The 15181-nt window shown below is 67.9% G+C and carries 15 protein-coding genes; 6 read left to right on the top strand and 9 right to left on the bottom strand.

Translation table 11 applies throughout. From position 1 onward, the window contains the following. The first annotated feature begins 211 nt into the window (after window positions 1-211). Together A9X01_RS16690 and A9X01_RS16685 are read left to right on the top strand one after the other, a co-directional pair. The gene (locus A9X01_RS16690) at window positions 212-712 is read left to right on the top strand and encodes a serine/threonine protein kinase (RefSeq protein ID WP_065121833.1); all 501 of its coding nucleotides are present in this window, start codon (window positions 212-214) and stop codon (window positions 710-712) included. Between the two features lie 149 nt (window positions 713-861). After that, window positions 862-1380 carry a hypothetical protein gene (locus tag A9X01_RS16685; protein WP_065121802.1) on the top strand — a complete coding sequence of 173 codons (519 nt, stop codon included), beginning with the start codon at window positions 862-864 and terminating at the stop codon, window positions 1378-1380. 3 nt (window positions 1381-1383) lie between these two features. On the opposite strand, the gene A9X01_RS16680 is transcribed toward A9X01_RS16685, so the two are convergent. Genes A9X01_RS16680 through thiO form a run of 4 tightly spaced genes read right to left on the bottom strand, consistent with a single transcriptional unit; the run spans window position 1384 to window position 4088 of the window. Further along, window positions 1384-2136, bottom strand: a complete 753-nt coding sequence (locus A9X01_RS16680; protein WP_065121801.1) for an SGNH/GDSL hydrolase family protein — start codon at window positions 2134-2136, stop codon at window positions 1384-1386. Beyond that, window positions 2136-2894: a thiazole synthase gene (locus A9X01_RS16675; protein ID WP_065034477.1), complete on the bottom strand. Its 759-nt coding sequence runs from the start codon at window positions 2892-2894 to the stop codon at window positions 2136-2138. The genes A9X01_RS16680 and A9X01_RS16675 overlap by 1 nt, the downstream gene beginning before the upstream one ends. Further along, a complete protein-coding gene (gene thiS / locus A9X01_RS16670; protein ID WP_065121800.1) occupies window positions 2887-3084 on the bottom strand; it encodes a sulfur carrier protein ThiS in 198 nt (65 codons plus the stop codon). The genes A9X01_RS16675 and thiS overlap by 8 nt, the downstream gene beginning before the upstream one ends. Continuing rightward, a complete protein-coding gene (gene thiO, locus A9X01_RS16665; protein WP_065121799.1) occupies window positions 3081-4088 on the bottom strand; it encodes a glycine oxidase ThiO in 1008 nt (335 codons plus the stop codon). The genes thiS and thiO overlap by 4 nt, the downstream gene beginning before the upstream one ends. 158 nt (window positions 4089-4246) lie before the next feature. On the opposite strand from thiO, the gene thiE reads away from it, so the two are divergent. Next, on the top strand, window positions 4247-4918 hold the full coding sequence (gene thiE / locus A9X01_RS16660) for a thiamine phosphate synthase (RefSeq protein WP_065121798.1): 672 nt from the start codon (window positions 4247-4249) through the stop codon (window positions 4916-4918). On the opposite strand, the gene A9X01_RS16655 is transcribed toward thiE, so the two are convergent. Then, on the bottom strand, window positions 4890-5501 hold the full coding sequence (locus tag A9X01_RS16655) for an NUDIX hydrolase (RefSeq protein ID WP_065121797.1): 612 nt from the start codon (window positions 5499-5501) through the stop codon (window positions 4890-4892). The genes thiE and A9X01_RS16655 overlap by 29 nt on opposite strands. 143 nt (window positions 5502-5644) lie before the next feature. On the opposite strand from A9X01_RS16655, the gene glnX reads away from it, so the two are divergent. The 3 genes from glnX to A9X01_RS16640 are packed head-to-tail and all read left to right on the top strand — an operon-like array spanning window position 5645 to window position 10244. After that, on the top strand, window positions 5645-6964 hold the full coding sequence (gene glnX / locus A9X01_RS16650) for a protein kinase G-activating protein GlnX (RefSeq protein ID WP_065034473.1): 1320 nt from the start codon (window positions 5645-5647) through the stop codon (window positions 6962-6964). Beyond that, the gene (locus A9X01_RS16645; protein ID WP_155772128.1) at window positions 6961-7941 is read left to right on the top strand and encodes a glutamate ABC transporter substrate-binding protein; all 981 of its coding nucleotides are present in this window, start codon (window positions 6961-6963) and stop codon (window positions 7939-7941) included. The genes glnX and A9X01_RS16645 overlap by 4 nt, the downstream gene beginning before the upstream one ends. Then, complete coding sequence (locus A9X01_RS16640; RefSeq protein WP_065121832.1) at window positions 7941-10244, top strand: serine/threonine-protein kinase PknG; 2304 nt, start codon at window positions 7941-7943, stop codon at window positions 10242-10244. The genes A9X01_RS16645 and A9X01_RS16640 overlap by 1 nt, the downstream gene beginning before the upstream one ends. A 1-nt stretch (window position 10245) precedes the next feature. Here A9X01_RS16640 and A9X01_RS16635 read toward each other — a convergent pair whose 3' ends face one another. The 4 genes from A9X01_RS16635 to fgd form a co-directional block, all read right to left on the bottom strand. Beyond that, entirely contained in the window at window positions 10246-10584 is a 339-nt protein-coding gene (locus tag A9X01_RS16635; RefSeq protein ID WP_065121795.1) for a hypothetical protein, read from the bottom strand. A gap of 218 nt (window positions 10585-10802) precedes the next feature. Continuing rightward, complete coding sequence (locus tag A9X01_RS16630) at window positions 10803-11945, bottom strand: acetate kinase (protein ID WP_065121794.1); 1143 nt, start codon at window positions 11943-11945, stop codon at window positions 10803-10805. Next, window positions 11938-14022 (bottom strand): phosphate acetyltransferase, encoded by a 2085-nt coding sequence (pta, locus tag A9X01_RS16625; RefSeq protein WP_065121793.1) that lies wholly within the window; start codon window positions 14020-14022, stop codon window positions 11938-11940. Before pta ends, A9X01_RS16630 begins: the two co-directional genes overlap by 8 nt. Further along, window positions 14015-15025: a glucose-6-phosphate dehydrogenase (coenzyme-F420) gene (fgd, locus tag A9X01_RS16620; RefSeq protein WP_065121792.1), complete on the bottom strand. Its 1011-nt coding sequence runs from the start codon at window positions 15023-15025 to the stop codon at window positions 14015-14017. The genes pta and fgd overlap by 8 nt, the downstream gene beginning before the upstream one ends. Window positions 15026-15181 lie beyond the last annotated feature (156 nt).

Raw genomic sequence — 15181 nt, 5'->3', positions numbered from 1 at the left:
CCAACAGCACTAACAATCTGAAATTGGTGCTGGGCGGCTTTTCCCGTTTCGCTCCGGGGCCCGCCGGCATGGGTGGACGGCCAGTTGTGTCACTGAGAAACTGTTGCTCTGCAATGGATTTGACTCCTGGTACCCGGGCCAGCGGATATCCGCGATGCAAAGCCGCGACCGGCACCTGTTCTCCGGTGCGCCAGCGAAATACACTGCGGAGATGTCTCACCGCAAAACTGTGCTGCGCGCCGCGGCGGCCGCAGCGCTTATGGGTGGCTTGGCCTACACCGGTACGGCCACCGCGAACGCCGATCCCAACGACACCCTGGCCGCGGCATTGTCCAAGGGCTACTCGTTGAGTAATTGCACCGTCAAGGATCCACCCGCGGGCGTGGCGGCCGCTATCAACTGCGGGCAGAACGCCGACCCAGCCGGCCCCATGAAGGCGACCTATTTGCTGTACAACAACTCCAACGACCTCAACGCCGGATTCACTGTCAGCATCAAGGACGAAGCCCTTACCGCGTGCGGCGACAGCGGCCAGTCACCGACCACTTGGCACCAGGGCAACGGCGGCACCGCCGGGCAGGTTGCCTGCGGCACCTACCAGGATGCCGCCGAGATCATCTGGACCACCGATGCCAAAAATGTGCTGAGCTACATCCGGGCATCCAACACCGACGTGCCGGCGCTTTATCAGTGGTGGAAAACCAACGGTTGAACAATCGGTCCGGCCAATAGGGGTCGCGAAAAACACCACTGAAGAATTCTTTGCGAAAAATATTGCGTGGTACAAAGATGGCCCTACGATTCTATGAGCAAAGTATGTCTTGCTGCCGATCCGCGCCGTCCAATCACAAGGAGCTACCAATGAGTCACCTCTCGCACGCGCTGCGTGGTATTACCACCGCCGCGCTCCTCAGTAGTTTCGCCTGCGTCGGCGCCGCCACCGCGTCCGCGGACCCGAGCGACGCGCTAACCTCATCACTCTCGAAGGGCTACAGCTCCAGCAACTGCTCCTCGCAACCGGTTTCGGAGGTGCAGTCGGCATTTCCCACCGTCCAGGCCGTGCTGCAGTGCGGGCAGAACTCGGACAGCACCGGCCCCGCATCGGCAAAGTACTTCCAATTTCCCAACAGCGCCGACCTGGCCAGCGCATTCACCAAGCTGATCGGCAGCGACGAGCTGACCAACTGCGGGGACGCCAAATCGCCGACCACATGGCACCAGGGCAGCTCGACCGAGTCGGCCGGGCAGGTCGCGTGCGGCACCGACAGCGGTAAAGCCGAAGTCATCTGGACCACTGACGCCAAGAACGTGCTGGCCTTCGTTCGCGCAGCCGACGGCAACACCGGCGCGCTCTACCAGTGGTGGCGCACCAACGGCTGAGTCCTACAACTCCGCCAGGATCAAGTCGGCGACCGCGCGCATGCCCGCACCGTTGGGGTGCAGCGGAGCCGGCCGGAACGGAAGCGGCACACCAGGTTTGGTGGTCCACGGCCGCTCCGACCACGCGTGATGATCGCGGCTGGCCGCCGCGGCGCGCACGACCTCACAGTCGGTCGCCGCGGCGGCTTCTGCCGTTAGTCGCTCCAGCGTCGCGGCCACTCGCCGCCCCAGCCCGGCGTGCTCGGGGTCCAGCGGCGGCGCGGCCTGGTCCGCGGGCGGCAGGATGGTCAGGTAGTCGACGAACAGCACCCGGGCCTGCGGTGCGCGCTGCCGGACCGAGCGACCCACCTCGCAGAGCGAGCCGAAAACCTCGGTCAGGGCACGGTCACGCGCGTCGTCGTCGAGCAATTCACCGGTGAGCCCGCCCAATAGGCGCCGCGCCAGCGCCGGCAATGACGCAGCCGTCAGCAACGGGACGTAGCCCACGTCGTTGCCGCCGATGGTGACGGTGACCAGCGTCTCCGACCCGTCCAGCGCGGTGATCTGGGGTGCCGTGCCGTGCTGGCGATCGGTGAGCACGTGGGCGGTGGTGGCACCGGAATAGGTGACGTCGGTCAGGTCCAGACCGGCACGCTCGGCGACCAGATGCGGGTAATTACGGGCCGATCTGCCCGCCCGCCACGGCGCGCCCGCCGCCCGCGGCCGGATGCCGGGACCCGCGGCCATCGAACTTCCCAGCGCGACATAGCGTTCCATCACCGGGAGGGACTGGACGCCTGCGCCCAGAACCGCTTGGGGATGCGCCCGGCCCGCCGGGCCAGGTATCCGGCGGTGACCGCGGCCGCCATCGCGGCGGCCATCGCGGGCGGGTCGGCCGCGCGGGTGACGGCGGTGGCCAAAAGCACGGCGTCACAACCTAATTCCATGGCCAGCGCGGCATCGCTGGCCGTGCCGATACCGGCATCGAGCACCACCGGAACCTCGGCGCGCGCCACGATCATCTCGATGTTGTGCGGGTTGGTGATTCCCAGTCCCGTGCCGATCGGCGCGCCGAGCGGCATCACCGCGGCGCAACCGGCGTCCTCCAACCGTCGCGCCAGTGCCGGGTCGTCGTTGGTGTAGGGCAGCACCACGAACCCGTCGTCCACCAGTTGTTCGGCCGCTTTGACCAATTCGACGGCGTCGGGCAGCAGGGTGCGTTCGTCGGCGATCACTTCGAGCTTGACCCAATTGGTGCTCAACGCCTCCCGGGCCAGTTGCGCCGTCAACACCGCCTCGGCGGCGCTGCGGCAGCCGGCGGTGTTGGGCAGCGGCGTGATGCCGAGCCGGTTCAGCAGGTCGAGCAACCCGGTGCCGCCCTCGGCGTCGACACGACGGATCGCCACGGTGGTCAGCTCGGTACCCGAGGCGACCAGCGCCTCCTCCAGCACCGCCAGGTTGGTCGCTCCCCCGGTACCCATGATGAGCCGGGAGGCGAAGCTGCGGTCGGCGATAGTGAGTTTCGAATCAGCCACCCTGCACCGCCGTCACCACCTCGAGTTGCGCTCCATCGGAAAGCGTTGTGGCCCAAGCGGATCGCGGTAACACCGTGGCATCCAGCGCCACCGCGACGCCGCGATTCGGAAAACCCATCGACTGCAGCAGCGTCGCGACGGTCGTCTGGTCGTCCACCTCGACCCGCTGCTCGTTCACCACCACGATCACGACGGCACTCCCACCGGAATCAGTTCGGACACAATCTGCTCGGCGGTCCACGGCGCCAGCAGGAATCCAGATCGGCCGTGGCCGGTGGCCACCAGCGTCCGCTCGTCCAGTCGCTGCACGATCGGCAGGTTGTCCGGAGTCATCGGGCGCAGCCCGGCGGCGCACTCGGCCAGTTCGTACTCACCGAGCGCCGGCAACACCGCGCACGCGTCGTCGAGCAGGTCACGTATCCCCGACACCACCGGCGCGGTGTCGCGGCCGTGCTCGTACTGGGTGGCGCCGACCACCACGCCGTCGGCGCGCGGCACCAGGTACACCTGGCGCCCGTGCACCCGCGCCCGAACCACCCGTTGTGGCAACGGCATACAGCCCTTTCGCCAGCGCAACCGCAGCACCTCGCCCTTGACCGCCCGCACCGGCAATCCGGGCCACAGACCCGGCGCATCGATCCCGTTGGCGATCACCACCGTGTCGCCTTGGGCCGCGGCGATGTCGCGCACCGGCGGGGCGAACCGCACGCCGAGTCGCTCGCACTCGCGGCTCAACCCGGCCAGGACGCCGCGATTGTCCACTGCGAGCTCCGTGGGCGCCCGGAATCCCTGCCGAATGCCTTGCGCCAGCAGCGGTTCCACGTCACGGGCGGCACTTTCCCACGCCACCGGATGACCCTGCCCGGACAACCAGTCCGCCACGGTGTGCAGGTCGGCGACGTCGGCCCGGTCGACCCCCACCACCAGGGATTCGTGCGCGGTCACCACCTGCGGGTGCAGGCCGTCGAGGAAACCGCCTTCGCGCCAGAGTCGCAGCGATTCCAGGCCCAGCCGCAACAGCTGCTCTTCGCCGGGCCAGCCCTCGCTGTGCGGGGCCAGCATGCCGCCGGCGACCCAGGATGCGCCCTGTTCGTCGCGACGGTGCAGGGTCACCGACAGGCCGGCCTGCGCGGCCCGCCGGGCCACGGCCAGCCCGATGACGCCGCCGCCGATGACGGCCACCGAGTTGGTCATCGTTCGCTCCCTTCGCCGGCATGATCCGGATCAGGTGTGACGGTCAGGGCAGGTCCTCGGCAAGAGGGTGTGCCCACTCTCAGCCCCGCTGGTCCCGGGACTCCCGTGTGTTCTACGTGTGTTCCTCCGGGTCCACGCTAGCGCGCTAACGTCGCGGTGTGCAGCCTCCCCTCGCCCGTCTAGCCGCAGCACGCTTGTATCTGTGCACCGATGCCCGCCGGGAGCGCGGTGATTTGGCCGAGTTCGCCGACGCCGCGCTGGCCGGTGGGGTCGACATCATCCAGTTGCGCGACAAGGGCTCGGCCGGTGAGCAGCGGTTCGGCCCGCTGGAGGCGCTCGATGAGTTGGCGGCCTGCGAGATCCTGGCCGACGCCGCCCGCAGGCACGGCGCCCTGTTCGCGGTCAATGACCGCGCCGACATCGCCCGGGCAGCCGGCGCCGACGTGCTGCACCTGGGCCAAAACGATCTGCCGCTGTCCGTCGCGCGAGACATCGTCGGCCCGGACACCGTGCTGGGCCTGTCCAGTCACGACCCGGACCAGGCGGCGCGGGCGGCCGCCGCCGAAGCCGACTACTTCTGCGTCGGGCCGTGCTGGCCCACCCCCACCAAGCCGGGGCGGCCGGCGCCCGGCCTCGACCTGGTGCGTGCCGCCGCGGCGCTGGGCACCGACAAGCCCTGGTTCGCGATCGGCGGCATCGACGCCTCGCGGCTGCCGGAGGTGCTCGAAGCCGGGGCCCGGCGCGTGGTCGTGGTGCGCGCGATCACGGCGGCCCGGGATCCCCGGGCCGCGGCGGCCGAACTCAGTTCGGCGCTTGCAGCAGCGCGCTGATGTGCTGGCTGAGCTCCGAGGCGTCCTGATCGACGGCGCCCGGCACGCACCAGTAGAACTTCGTACCGTGCTCGACGGTGCGGGGCACGTCGTCGTGCTCGGCCACGGTGACCGCCGTGGTGCGCAGGCGCTCCCAGCTGGCGGCGAATCCGGGATGCAGCGGCAGCCCGGCGACCTCGTCCTCACCGACCCAGCGCAGTTCCGCGCTTTCCCCGTTGGGCACGGTGTCCAGCATCTCATCGGCGTCGGCGACGACCGTCGTGTAACTCCAGCGGGTGCCGCCCATTCCCGCGACCTCGGCGGTGACCAGCGTCGCCCGCACGGTGACCCGCTGCGCGTCCAGCCCCGCCTCTTCGTGGGCTTCGCGCACCGCGGTCTGCTCGGGAGTCTCATGGCTGTCCCGCGCACCGCCGGGCAACCCCCAGGTTCCGCCCTGGTGGCTCCACACCGCCCGGTGCTGCAGCAGGACCGCCGGGGTGCCGTCCGGTCGGGGGGCCCGCAACAACAGCCCGGCCGCGCCGAATCTGCCCCAGTAATGGGCGCCGCGCTTGGAGATCACCCATCCGTCGCCGTCGCCCCGCACGGATTCAGGATATGCAGCTTCGAAGAGTCGGCGTGCTGAACCCGCGGGCAATTGGCTCCGCCTCCCCCCATCCGTCGGCACTTGCTCTTAGAATTTGCTTATACGGGTTCGTAAAATGGCCGAAAGATGAGGGCTGAGCAAACGTGACGGTTGAGCTGGCGCACCCGTCGACCGAGCCACTGGGATCGCGCTCGCCCGCCGAACCGGCTCATCCGCGCTGGTGGTTCATCTCTACGACGCCCGGCCGGATCCTGACCATCGGAATCGTGCTGGCCGCGTTGGGCGTCTCCAGCGCCTTCGCCACCTCGACCACCATCAACCACCGACAACAGGTGCTGACCACGGTGCTCGAGCACACCGAGCCGTTGTCGTTCGCGGCCGGACAGCTCTACACGGCGCTGTCGGTGGCCGACGCCGCCGCGGCCACCGCGTTCATCGCCCAGGCCGAACCGCGGGCGGTCCGGCTCCGCTACGAGCAGGCCATCACCGACGCCTCGGTGGCGGTGACCCGGGCCTCCAGCGGGTTGACCGACGAATCGCTGGTGCAGCTGCTGGGCCAGATCAACGCTGAACTGGCCGTGTACACCGGGCTGGTGGAGATAGCCCGCACCAACAACCGGGCGGGCAACCCGGTGGGTTCGTCGTATCTGTCGGAGGCCTCGGGCCTGATGCAGAACACGATCCTGCCCAACGCGCAGCGGCTGTACCAGGCGACGTCGGCGCGGGTGGACAGCGAGACCACCGCATCCACCCAGATCCCGGCCCCGGTGATCCTCGTCGTGGCCACCACCGTGGTGTTCGGCGCCTTCTCCCATCGCTGGCTTGCCCGGCGCACCCGGCGTCGCATCAACCCAGGCCTGGTGGTGGGCGGTCTCGGTATCCTCATCATGGTGGTGTGGGTGGGGACAGCGCTGACGATCTCGACGACAGCCAGCCGTAGTGCGAAGGACACCGCGGCCGAGTCGTTGAAGACCGTCACCAACCTGGCCATCACCGCCCAGCAGGCGCGCGCCGACGAGACGCTGTCGTTGATTCGGCGCGGCGACGAAGAAGTGCGCAAGCAGGCCTTCTACCAGCGCATCGACGCCATGCACCGCCAGCTGGACGCCTACATGGCCCGCGACGACGCGGTCGACAAGCCCGACCTGCAGGGCGCCGGGCAGCTGCTGATCCGCTGGCAGCAGGCCAATGACCGGATCAATGCCTTCATCTCGGTGGGCAACTACCGCGCGGCCACCCAGGTAGCGCTCGGCAAAGGCGAGGACGACTCCACCCCGGCGTTCGACAAGCTCGACGAAGCGCTGACCAAGACCATCGAGCAAAGCCGCAATCATCTGCGTAACGACGTGCTGAACGCCAAGCGTGGACTGGCCGGGGCGCAGGTCGGCGCCGTGGTGCTCAGCCTCGGAGCCGCGATTGCGGTCGCCCTGGGCCTGTGGCCCCGGCTGAAAGAGTATCGGTGATGAAGCGGGCGTCCCTACTCCGGCGGGCCGCCGGGTTGCTCGGCGTCGCGGCCCTGCTGGCCGGATGCGGCCACTCCGAACCGCTCAAGGCCGAGGTGACGCCGACGCTGCCGCAGCCGACCCCGGTCGGCATGGAGGTGCTGCCGGTCGAGGCGCCGCTGCCGGCGAACACGACCGGACAGGACTGCAACCCCACCGCGAGCCTGCGCCCGTTCCCGAACAAGGCCGACGCCGACGCCGCGGTCGCCAACATCCGCAGCCGGGGCCGGCTGATCGTCGGCCTCGACATCGGCAGCAACCTGTTCAGCTTCCGCGACCCCATCACCGGTGAGATCACCGGCTTCGACGTCGACATCGCCGGTGAGGTGGCCCGGGACATCTTCGGCGGTCCCAACCACGTCGAATACCGCATCCTGTCGGCCGACGAACGCATCACGGCACTGCAGCGATCGCAGGTGGACGTCGTGGTCAAGACCATGACCATCACCTGCGAGCGCCGCAAGCTGGTGAACTTTTCCACCGTTTACCTCGACGCCAATCAGCGCATCCTGGCCCCGCGCGACTCGAGCATCGCCAAGGTGGCCGACCTGTCCGGCAAGCGCGTGTGCGTGGCGCGCGGCACCACCTCGCTGCAACGGATCCGCGAGATCGCACCTCCGGCGATCATTGTCTCGGTGGTGAACTGGGCGGACTGCCTGGTGGCGATGCAGCAGCGCCAGATCGATGCGGTGAGCACCGACGACTCGATCCTGGCCGGGCTGGTGGAGGAGGATCCGTACCTGCACATCGTCGGGCCGAACATGGCCACCCAGCCGTACGGCATCGGGATCAACCTGGACAACACCGGGCTGGTCCGGTTCGTCAACGGCACCTTGGAACGCATCCGCACCGACGGGACATGGAACACGTTGTACCGCAAGTGGTTGACGGTGCTCGGGCCCGCGCCGCTACCGCCGCAGCCGAGGTACCTGGACTGATGGCCAAACCCTCCAAAGCGGATCAGCAGGACGAACGGACCCCGACCGAACAGGACGACTCGGCCGGCGGCCAGGCGGCGGACGCGCAGACCGGCGCGACCGCAACGACGGGCAGCCGGCCGCAGGCCACGCAGGCGCTGTTCCGGCCGGATTTCGACGACGATGACGACGACGACGACTTCTCGATCTCGCTGGGCAACCTCGAAACCCAGCCGCAGGATCGGATGCCCGGGGCGACGAGAGCGCTGCCTGCCGTCCGGCGCCTGGGCGGTGGCCTGGTAGAGATTCCGCGGGTCCCCGACATCGACCCGCTCAAGGCCCTGATGACCAATCCGGTTGTGCCGGAATCGAAACGGTTCTGCTGGAACTGCGGCCGGCCGGTCGGGCGGTCCGGTTCGGAGGGCAAAGGGTCCAAAGAGGGCTGGTGCCCGTATTGTGGCAGCCCGTATTCCTTTGTGCCGCAGCTCAGTCCGGGTGACGTGATCGCCGGCCAGTACGAGGTCAAGGGCTGCATCGCGCACGGCGGCCTGGGCTGGGTGTATCTCGCCGTGGATCACAACGTCAACGACCGCCCGGTCGTGCTCAAAGGCCTGGTGCACTCCGGAGACGCGGAGGCGCAGGCCATCGCCATGGCCGAACGGCAGTTCCTGGCCGAGGTCGTGCACCCCTCTATCGTGCAGATCTTCAACTTCGTCGAACACAACGACAAGCACGGTGACCCGGTCGGGTACATCGTCATGGAGTACATCGGCGGGCAGTCGCTAAAGCGCGGCAAGGGTGAGAAGCTGCGGGTCGCCGAAGCGATCGCCTACATCCTGGAAATCCTGCCCGCGCTGAGCTATCTGCATTCCATCGGCCTGGTCTACAACGACCTGAAGCCGGAGAACATCATGCTCACCGAGGAGCAGCTGAAGCTCATCGACCTGGGCGCGGTGTCGCGGATCAACTCGTTCGGCTACCTCTACGGCACGCCCGGCTACCAGGCGCCGGAGATCGTGCGCACCGGCCCGACGGTTGCCACCGACATCTACACCGTGGGACGCACGCTGGCGGCGCTGACGCTGGATCTGCGGACTCGTAACGGCCGCTACGTCGACGGGCTACCCGACGGCGACCCGGTGCTCGCCAAGTACGACTCGTTCGGCCGGTTGCTGCGCCGCGCCATCGACCCCGATCCGCGCCGGCGTTTCAGCAGCGCCGAGGAGATGTCCGCGCAGTTGATGGGCGTGCTGCGTGAGGTGGTCGCCCAGGACACCGGCGTCTCCCGACCCGGCCTGTCCACCGTCTTCAGTCCCAGCCGTTCAACGTTCGGGGTGGACCTGCTGGTCGCCCACACCGACGTGTACCTGGACGGCCAGGTGCACTCGGAGAAGCTGACCGCCAAGGAGATCGTGACCGCCCTGTCGGTGCCGCTGGTGGATCCGGCCGACGTGGCCGCACCGGTGCTGCAGGCGACGGTGCTCTCCCAGCCGGTGCAGACGCTGGATTCGTTGCGGGCGGCGCGGCACGGGTCGTTGGACGCCGAAGGCCTGGACCTGTCGGAGTCCGTTGAGCTGCCGCTGATGGAGGTGCGCGCCCTGCTGGATCTGGGCGACGTCAGCAAGGCGACCCGCAAGCTCGACGACCTCGCCGAGCGCGTTGGCTGGCAGTGGCGGTTGATCTGGTACAAGGCCGTGGCCGAGTTGCTGACCGGCGACTACGACTCTGCCATCAAGCATTTCACCGAAGTGCTGGACACCTTCCCCGGCGAATTGGCGCCGAAACTGGCGCTGGCCGCCACCGCCGAGCTGGCGGGTAGGACCGACGAGCAGAACTTCTACCAGACGGTCTGGAACACCAACGACGGCGTGATCTCGGCGGCTTTCGGGTTGGCCAGAGCCCGTTCCGCACAAGGCGATCGCGAGGGGGCGGTGCAGACCCTGGACGAAGTACCGCCCACCTCAAGGCATTTCACCACCGCCCGGCTGACCAGCGCGGTGACCCTGCTGTCGGGCCGCTCGCAGAGCGAGATCACCGAGGAGCAGATCCGCGACGCCGCCCGGCGGGTGGAGGCGCTGCCGCCCACCGAGCCTCGGGTGTTGCAGATCCGCGCCCTGGTGCTCGGCGGGGCGATGGACTGGCTGCAGGACAACCAAAATAAAGCCAGCACCAACCACATTCTGGGTTTCCCGTTCACCGACCACGGGCTACGGCTCGGTGTCGAGGCGTCGCTGCGCAAGCTGGCCCGGGTCGCGCCGACCCAGCGGCACCGCTACACGCTGGTCGACATGGCCAACCAGGTGCGGCCCACCAGCACCTTTTAGGTCAGGGTGCGGGCGGTGCGTCCGGCGGAATGGCCCCGTTGCAGCCGCCGGGTGGCGGCGGCCCGGGCATCGGCTCGTCGCCGCCGACGCAGTCGTAATAAAACTGCGGGCCGACCATCCAGGTCTTCATCCACTGGTGCCAAAACGACCCGTCGGGGTATTTCTCGCCGTCGCACACGGCCAATTGGCCCCATCCCCAACGGCCGCCCGGGCACCAGCCCTTGGTCATGTCCGGCTGGTGCGGGTCCGGCGGATCTGCGACGGCGACCGCCGGAGAAAACACAAACGCCGCTGCACAACCCAATATCGCAGCGCCGTGGCGACCGAGCTTGAACTTCATTTCGACTCCTTTGAAACGTCGAACAATACAGCCGATTCGGGGTCGGGCATCGGGCGAACGGAACGACCGGCAAACAATCTCAAAAGCGACTCGTTCATAACAAGAGCGGACATTAGCAGCGGTGATTTAACGGCGTCGCGAATAGCCACTTCCCTCAGCAAAAGCATAGGTTCAGCGGCGACGCAGTCCCCGCGGTGGGGGGCTGACAACCGGGGTTCCTATAGGACGCTGACGCAGTCGCGGGCGATGGCCAGTTCCTCGTCGGTCGGGACCACCAGGACCGCAATCCGCGAATCGTCAGTGGAGATGCGCCGCGTCCCGGAGCCCGTGCCGTTGCGATTCTCGTCCAACTCGATGCCCAGTTCGACCAGACCCGCCAGCGCATCCCGACGCACCGTCGGGGCGTGCTGGCCGATCCCGGCGGTGAAGCTCACCACGTCGGTGTGGCCCAACACGGCCAGGTAGGCGCCGATGTATTTGCGTAGCCGGTGGATGAACACGTCGTAGGCGAGTTTGGCTGCGGCGTCGCCGGATTCGATCATCGACCGCAGCCTCCGGAAGTCCCGCTCACCGGCCAGGCCCTGCACCCCGGACTGCTTGTTGAGCATCGATTCGATCTCGCCGACGTCCATCTTCGCGGTGCGCCACAGGTAGCTGTAAACGCCGGGGTCGATGTCGCCGCTGCGGGTGCCCATCACCAGGCCCTCCAACGGCGTCAAACCCATCGATGTTTCGACCGGCCGGCCACCGACGATCGCGGATGCCGACGCCCCGTTGCCCAGGTGCAGCACAATCTGGTTCACGCTCTGCAGCGGCTTGCCGAGGAACTCGGCGGCCTGCTGGCTGACGTACTCGTGCGAAGTGCCGTGGAAGCCGTAGCGGCGAATGTCCCACTTCTCGGCCAGCTCCCGTTCGATGGCATAGGTAGCGGCCGCCGGGGGCAGGTGATGGAAGAACGCCGTATCGAACACCGCGATGTGCGGAACCTCAGGTAGCAGCTTGCGGGCCACCTCGATGCCCTGCAGGGCGGGCGGGTTGTGCAGCGGCGCCAGCGGCGACAGCTGTTTGAGTTCGGCGATCACCTCGTCGTCGAGTCGCGTCGGCCGGTGGAACCGCTTGCCGCCGTGCACAACCCGGTGTCCGACCGCCACCAGCCCGCAGTGCAACAGATCGATCCCGTCCTCATCGAGCAAGTCGAACGCGCGACGCAGTGCGGCTTCGTGGTCGGCAACCTCCGACGAGGGCTCCCCGATCTGCTCGACGCTGCCGCTGAACCGCGACGCCCCCGAGTCGGGGTCGACGAGCTGGAATTTCAGCGACGACGAGCCGGAGTTGATCACCAGCACCAGCCGGTCAGCCATGGACGTCCTGCGCCTGAATCGCCGTGATCGCAACGGTATTGACGATGTCTTCGATCAGCGCACCGCGGGACAGGTCGTTGACCGGCTTGCGCAGACCCTGCAGCACCGGGCCCACCGCTATCGCTCCGGCCGAACGCTGCACGGCCTTGTAGGTGTTGTTGCCGGTATTGAGGTCCGGGAAGATCAACACGGTGGCGCGCCCGGCCACCGGGGAATCCTTCATCTTGGTCGCAGCGACCGACGGGTCGACGGCCGCGTCGTATTGAATCGGACCTTCCACCAGCAGGTCCGGCTGCCGGGACCGCACGAGTTCGGTTGCTTCCCTGACTTTCTCGACATCCTCGCCCGAACCCGAGGTGCCGGTGGAGTAGGACAGCATGGCCACTCGCGGCTCGATACCAAACTGCGCGGCCGTGCGCGCCGACGAGATCGCGATGTCGGCGAGCTGCTCGGGCGACGGGTTCGGCACGATCGCGCAGTCGCCGTAGGCCAGCACCCGGTCCGGTAGACACATCAGGAAGATGCTGGACACCGTCGAGACGTCCGGAACCGTACGGATGATCTCCAGCGCCGGCCGGACGGTGTGCGCGGTGGTGTGCACGGCGCCCGACACCATGCCGTCGACGAGTCCGTTGTACACCAGCATGGTGCCGAAGTACGTTGCGTCGTAAATGATTTCGCGGGCATGCTCCAGCGTGACGCCCTTGGCCTTGCGCAGCTCGGCGTACTGTTCGGCGAACTGCTCATGCAGGTCGCTGGTGCGCGGATCGATCACCGTGGCATCGTCCAGGCTGACGCCGAGTTCCGCTGCGCGCAAACGCACTTGGGCTTCGTCGCCCAGGATCGTCAGGTCGGCAACGGAGCGTTGTACCAACCGGCCGGCGGATTTGAGGATGCGATCGTCCTCACCCTCGGGAAGCACGATGCGCTGGCGGTCCGCCCTGGCCCGTTCCTGCAGCTGGTGGGTGAACATCTGCGGTGTGGTGACCGTTGGAATCGGAATGGTGAGTTGTTCGAGCAGGTCGGTGATGTCGACGTGGCGGCCCATCAGCTCCAGCGCGGTGTCGATCTTGCGCTGTGAGGAGGCGGTCAGCCGGCCACGGGCCGATGCCGCCGCGCTGGCCGTGTCGTAGGTTCCCAGGTCGGTGGCGATGATCGGCAGGCGCAGCCGCAACCCCTCGACCAGGGCCGCGATGGACGGATGCAGCTCGAAGCCGCCGTTGAGGACGATGCACGACAACGATGGAAAGCCCTGCGCCGCATGGGCGCTGGCCACCGCGAGCACCACGTCCGAGCGGTCACCGGGCGTGATCACCGCCATCCCGTCGCGCAGCCGTTCCAGCACGTGGTCGGCGGTCATCCCGGCGACCAGCACGCCCATCACCTCGCGCTCGGCCAGCGGAGCGTCGCCACGCACCGGCGTCCCGTTCACCGCTTTGGTCAACTCGGCCACGGTCGGCGCGGCCAGCAGCGGTTCCTCGGGCAACACGTAACCGCGTGGCGTAAATTCTTGCAGCGCTTCGGCAACCGACGCCAGCTCGGCCGGGTCACACCGGTTGGCCACTACGGCGGCGGGGTGCGCGCGTTGGGCGGACAGCTCGGCCAGACACACGTCGACGACGGCGGCGATCTCGTCGGGGGTGCGGCCCTTGGCCCGCACGGCCAACAGCACCGGCGCGCCCAGATTCACCGCGATCCGAGCATTGACCGACAATTCGGCCGGAGTGCCCACGTCGGAGTAGTCACTGCCGACGATCACCACGGCGTCGCACTCCGCGGCCATCGCGTGATACCGGTCGACGATCGTGGCGATCGCGCTGTCCCGGTCGTCGTGCAGCTGCTGGTAGGTGACGCCCGCGCACCGTTCGTAGGGCAGAGCCGCGGTGGCGTGCTCCAGCAGCATCTCGAGAATGTAGTCCGGATCGGGTCCGGGCCGGGTAATCGGCCGGAACACACCGACTTTGGCGACCGTAGCGGCCAGCCGGTGCAGCAGCCCGAGCGCAATGGTCGACTTGCCGGTCTGGGGTTCGGGCGCGGCGATGTAGATGCTGGCCGGGACGGCCTGGCCGTCAGCCAAGTTTGCGCAACCTCGGCGCGAGGTCCTTTTCGAACAGCTCCAGGAAGCGGCGCTGGTCGTGCCCGGGCGCGTGGAACACCAGGTGGTTCAGGCCCCACTGCACGTACTGGCCGACCTTCTCGACGGCTTCGTCGGGATCGGATGCCACGATCCAGCGTTTCGCGATCTGCTCGATCGGCAGCGCGTCGGCGGCCTTCTCCATCTCGATCGGGTCGTCGATGCTGTGCTTCTGCTCGGCCGAGAGCGACAGCGGCGCCCAGAATCGGGTGTTCTCCAGAGCCAGGTCCGGGTCGGTGTCGTAGGAGATCTTGATCTCGATCATCTTGTCGATCTCGTCGATGTTGCGGTCGTTGATCGCCGCGCCCTCCTTGACCGCCGGGATCAGCTTTTCGGCGTAGAGCTCTTCGCCCTTGCCGGAGGTGCAGATGAAACCATCGCCGGCGCGGCCCGCGTATTTGGCTACCGCGGGGCCACCGGCGGCGATGTACACCGGAACGCCGCCCTCGGGCACGTCGTAGATCGAGGCGCCCTTGGTCCGGTAGTACTCGCCGTCGAAGTCGACGCGGTCGCCGCGCCACAACTCGCGCATCAGCCGGACCGACTCACGCAGCCGGGCGAAGCGCTCCTTGAATTCCGGCCAGTCCCCCTCGTATCCGGTGGCGATCTCGTTCAACGCCTCGCCGGTGCCCACACCGAGGAAAATGCGGTTCGGGTAGAGGCAGGACATGGTCGCGAAGGCCTGGGCGATCACGGCGGGGTTGTACCGGAACGTGGGGGTCAGCACCGAGGTGCCCAGCTGCAGCCGCTCGGTGCGTTCGCCGACGGCGGTCATCCAGGCCAGGGAGAACGGCGCGTGCCCGCCCTTGTGCCGCCACGGCTGGAAATGGTCGCTGACGGTGGCGCTGTCCATGCCGTGCGCTTCGGCAAGGACGGCCAGTTCGACGAGCTCACGGGGTGCGAATTGCTCAGCGGACGCTTTGTATCCGAGTTTGAGTTCAGCCACCAGTCTTTTCTACTCCTACTCTCCTGGTCGCGACCCGCTGCGCCCGGCTTCGCCGCGCTTGCGATCGCTCCCACCCAAATGGTCGCGACCCGCTGCGCCCGGCTTCGCCGCGCTTGCGATCGCTCCCACCCAAATGGTCGCGACCCGCTGCGCCCG

This window comes from Mycobacterium asiaticum (assembly GCF_001668675.1).
GTDB lineage: Bacteria > Actinomycetota > Actinomycetes > Mycobacteriales > Mycobacteriaceae > Mycobacterium > Mycobacterium asiaticum_D.
Note: the sequence above shows the minus strand (reverse complement) of the source record. Positions and strands in the feature narration are given on the sequence as shown.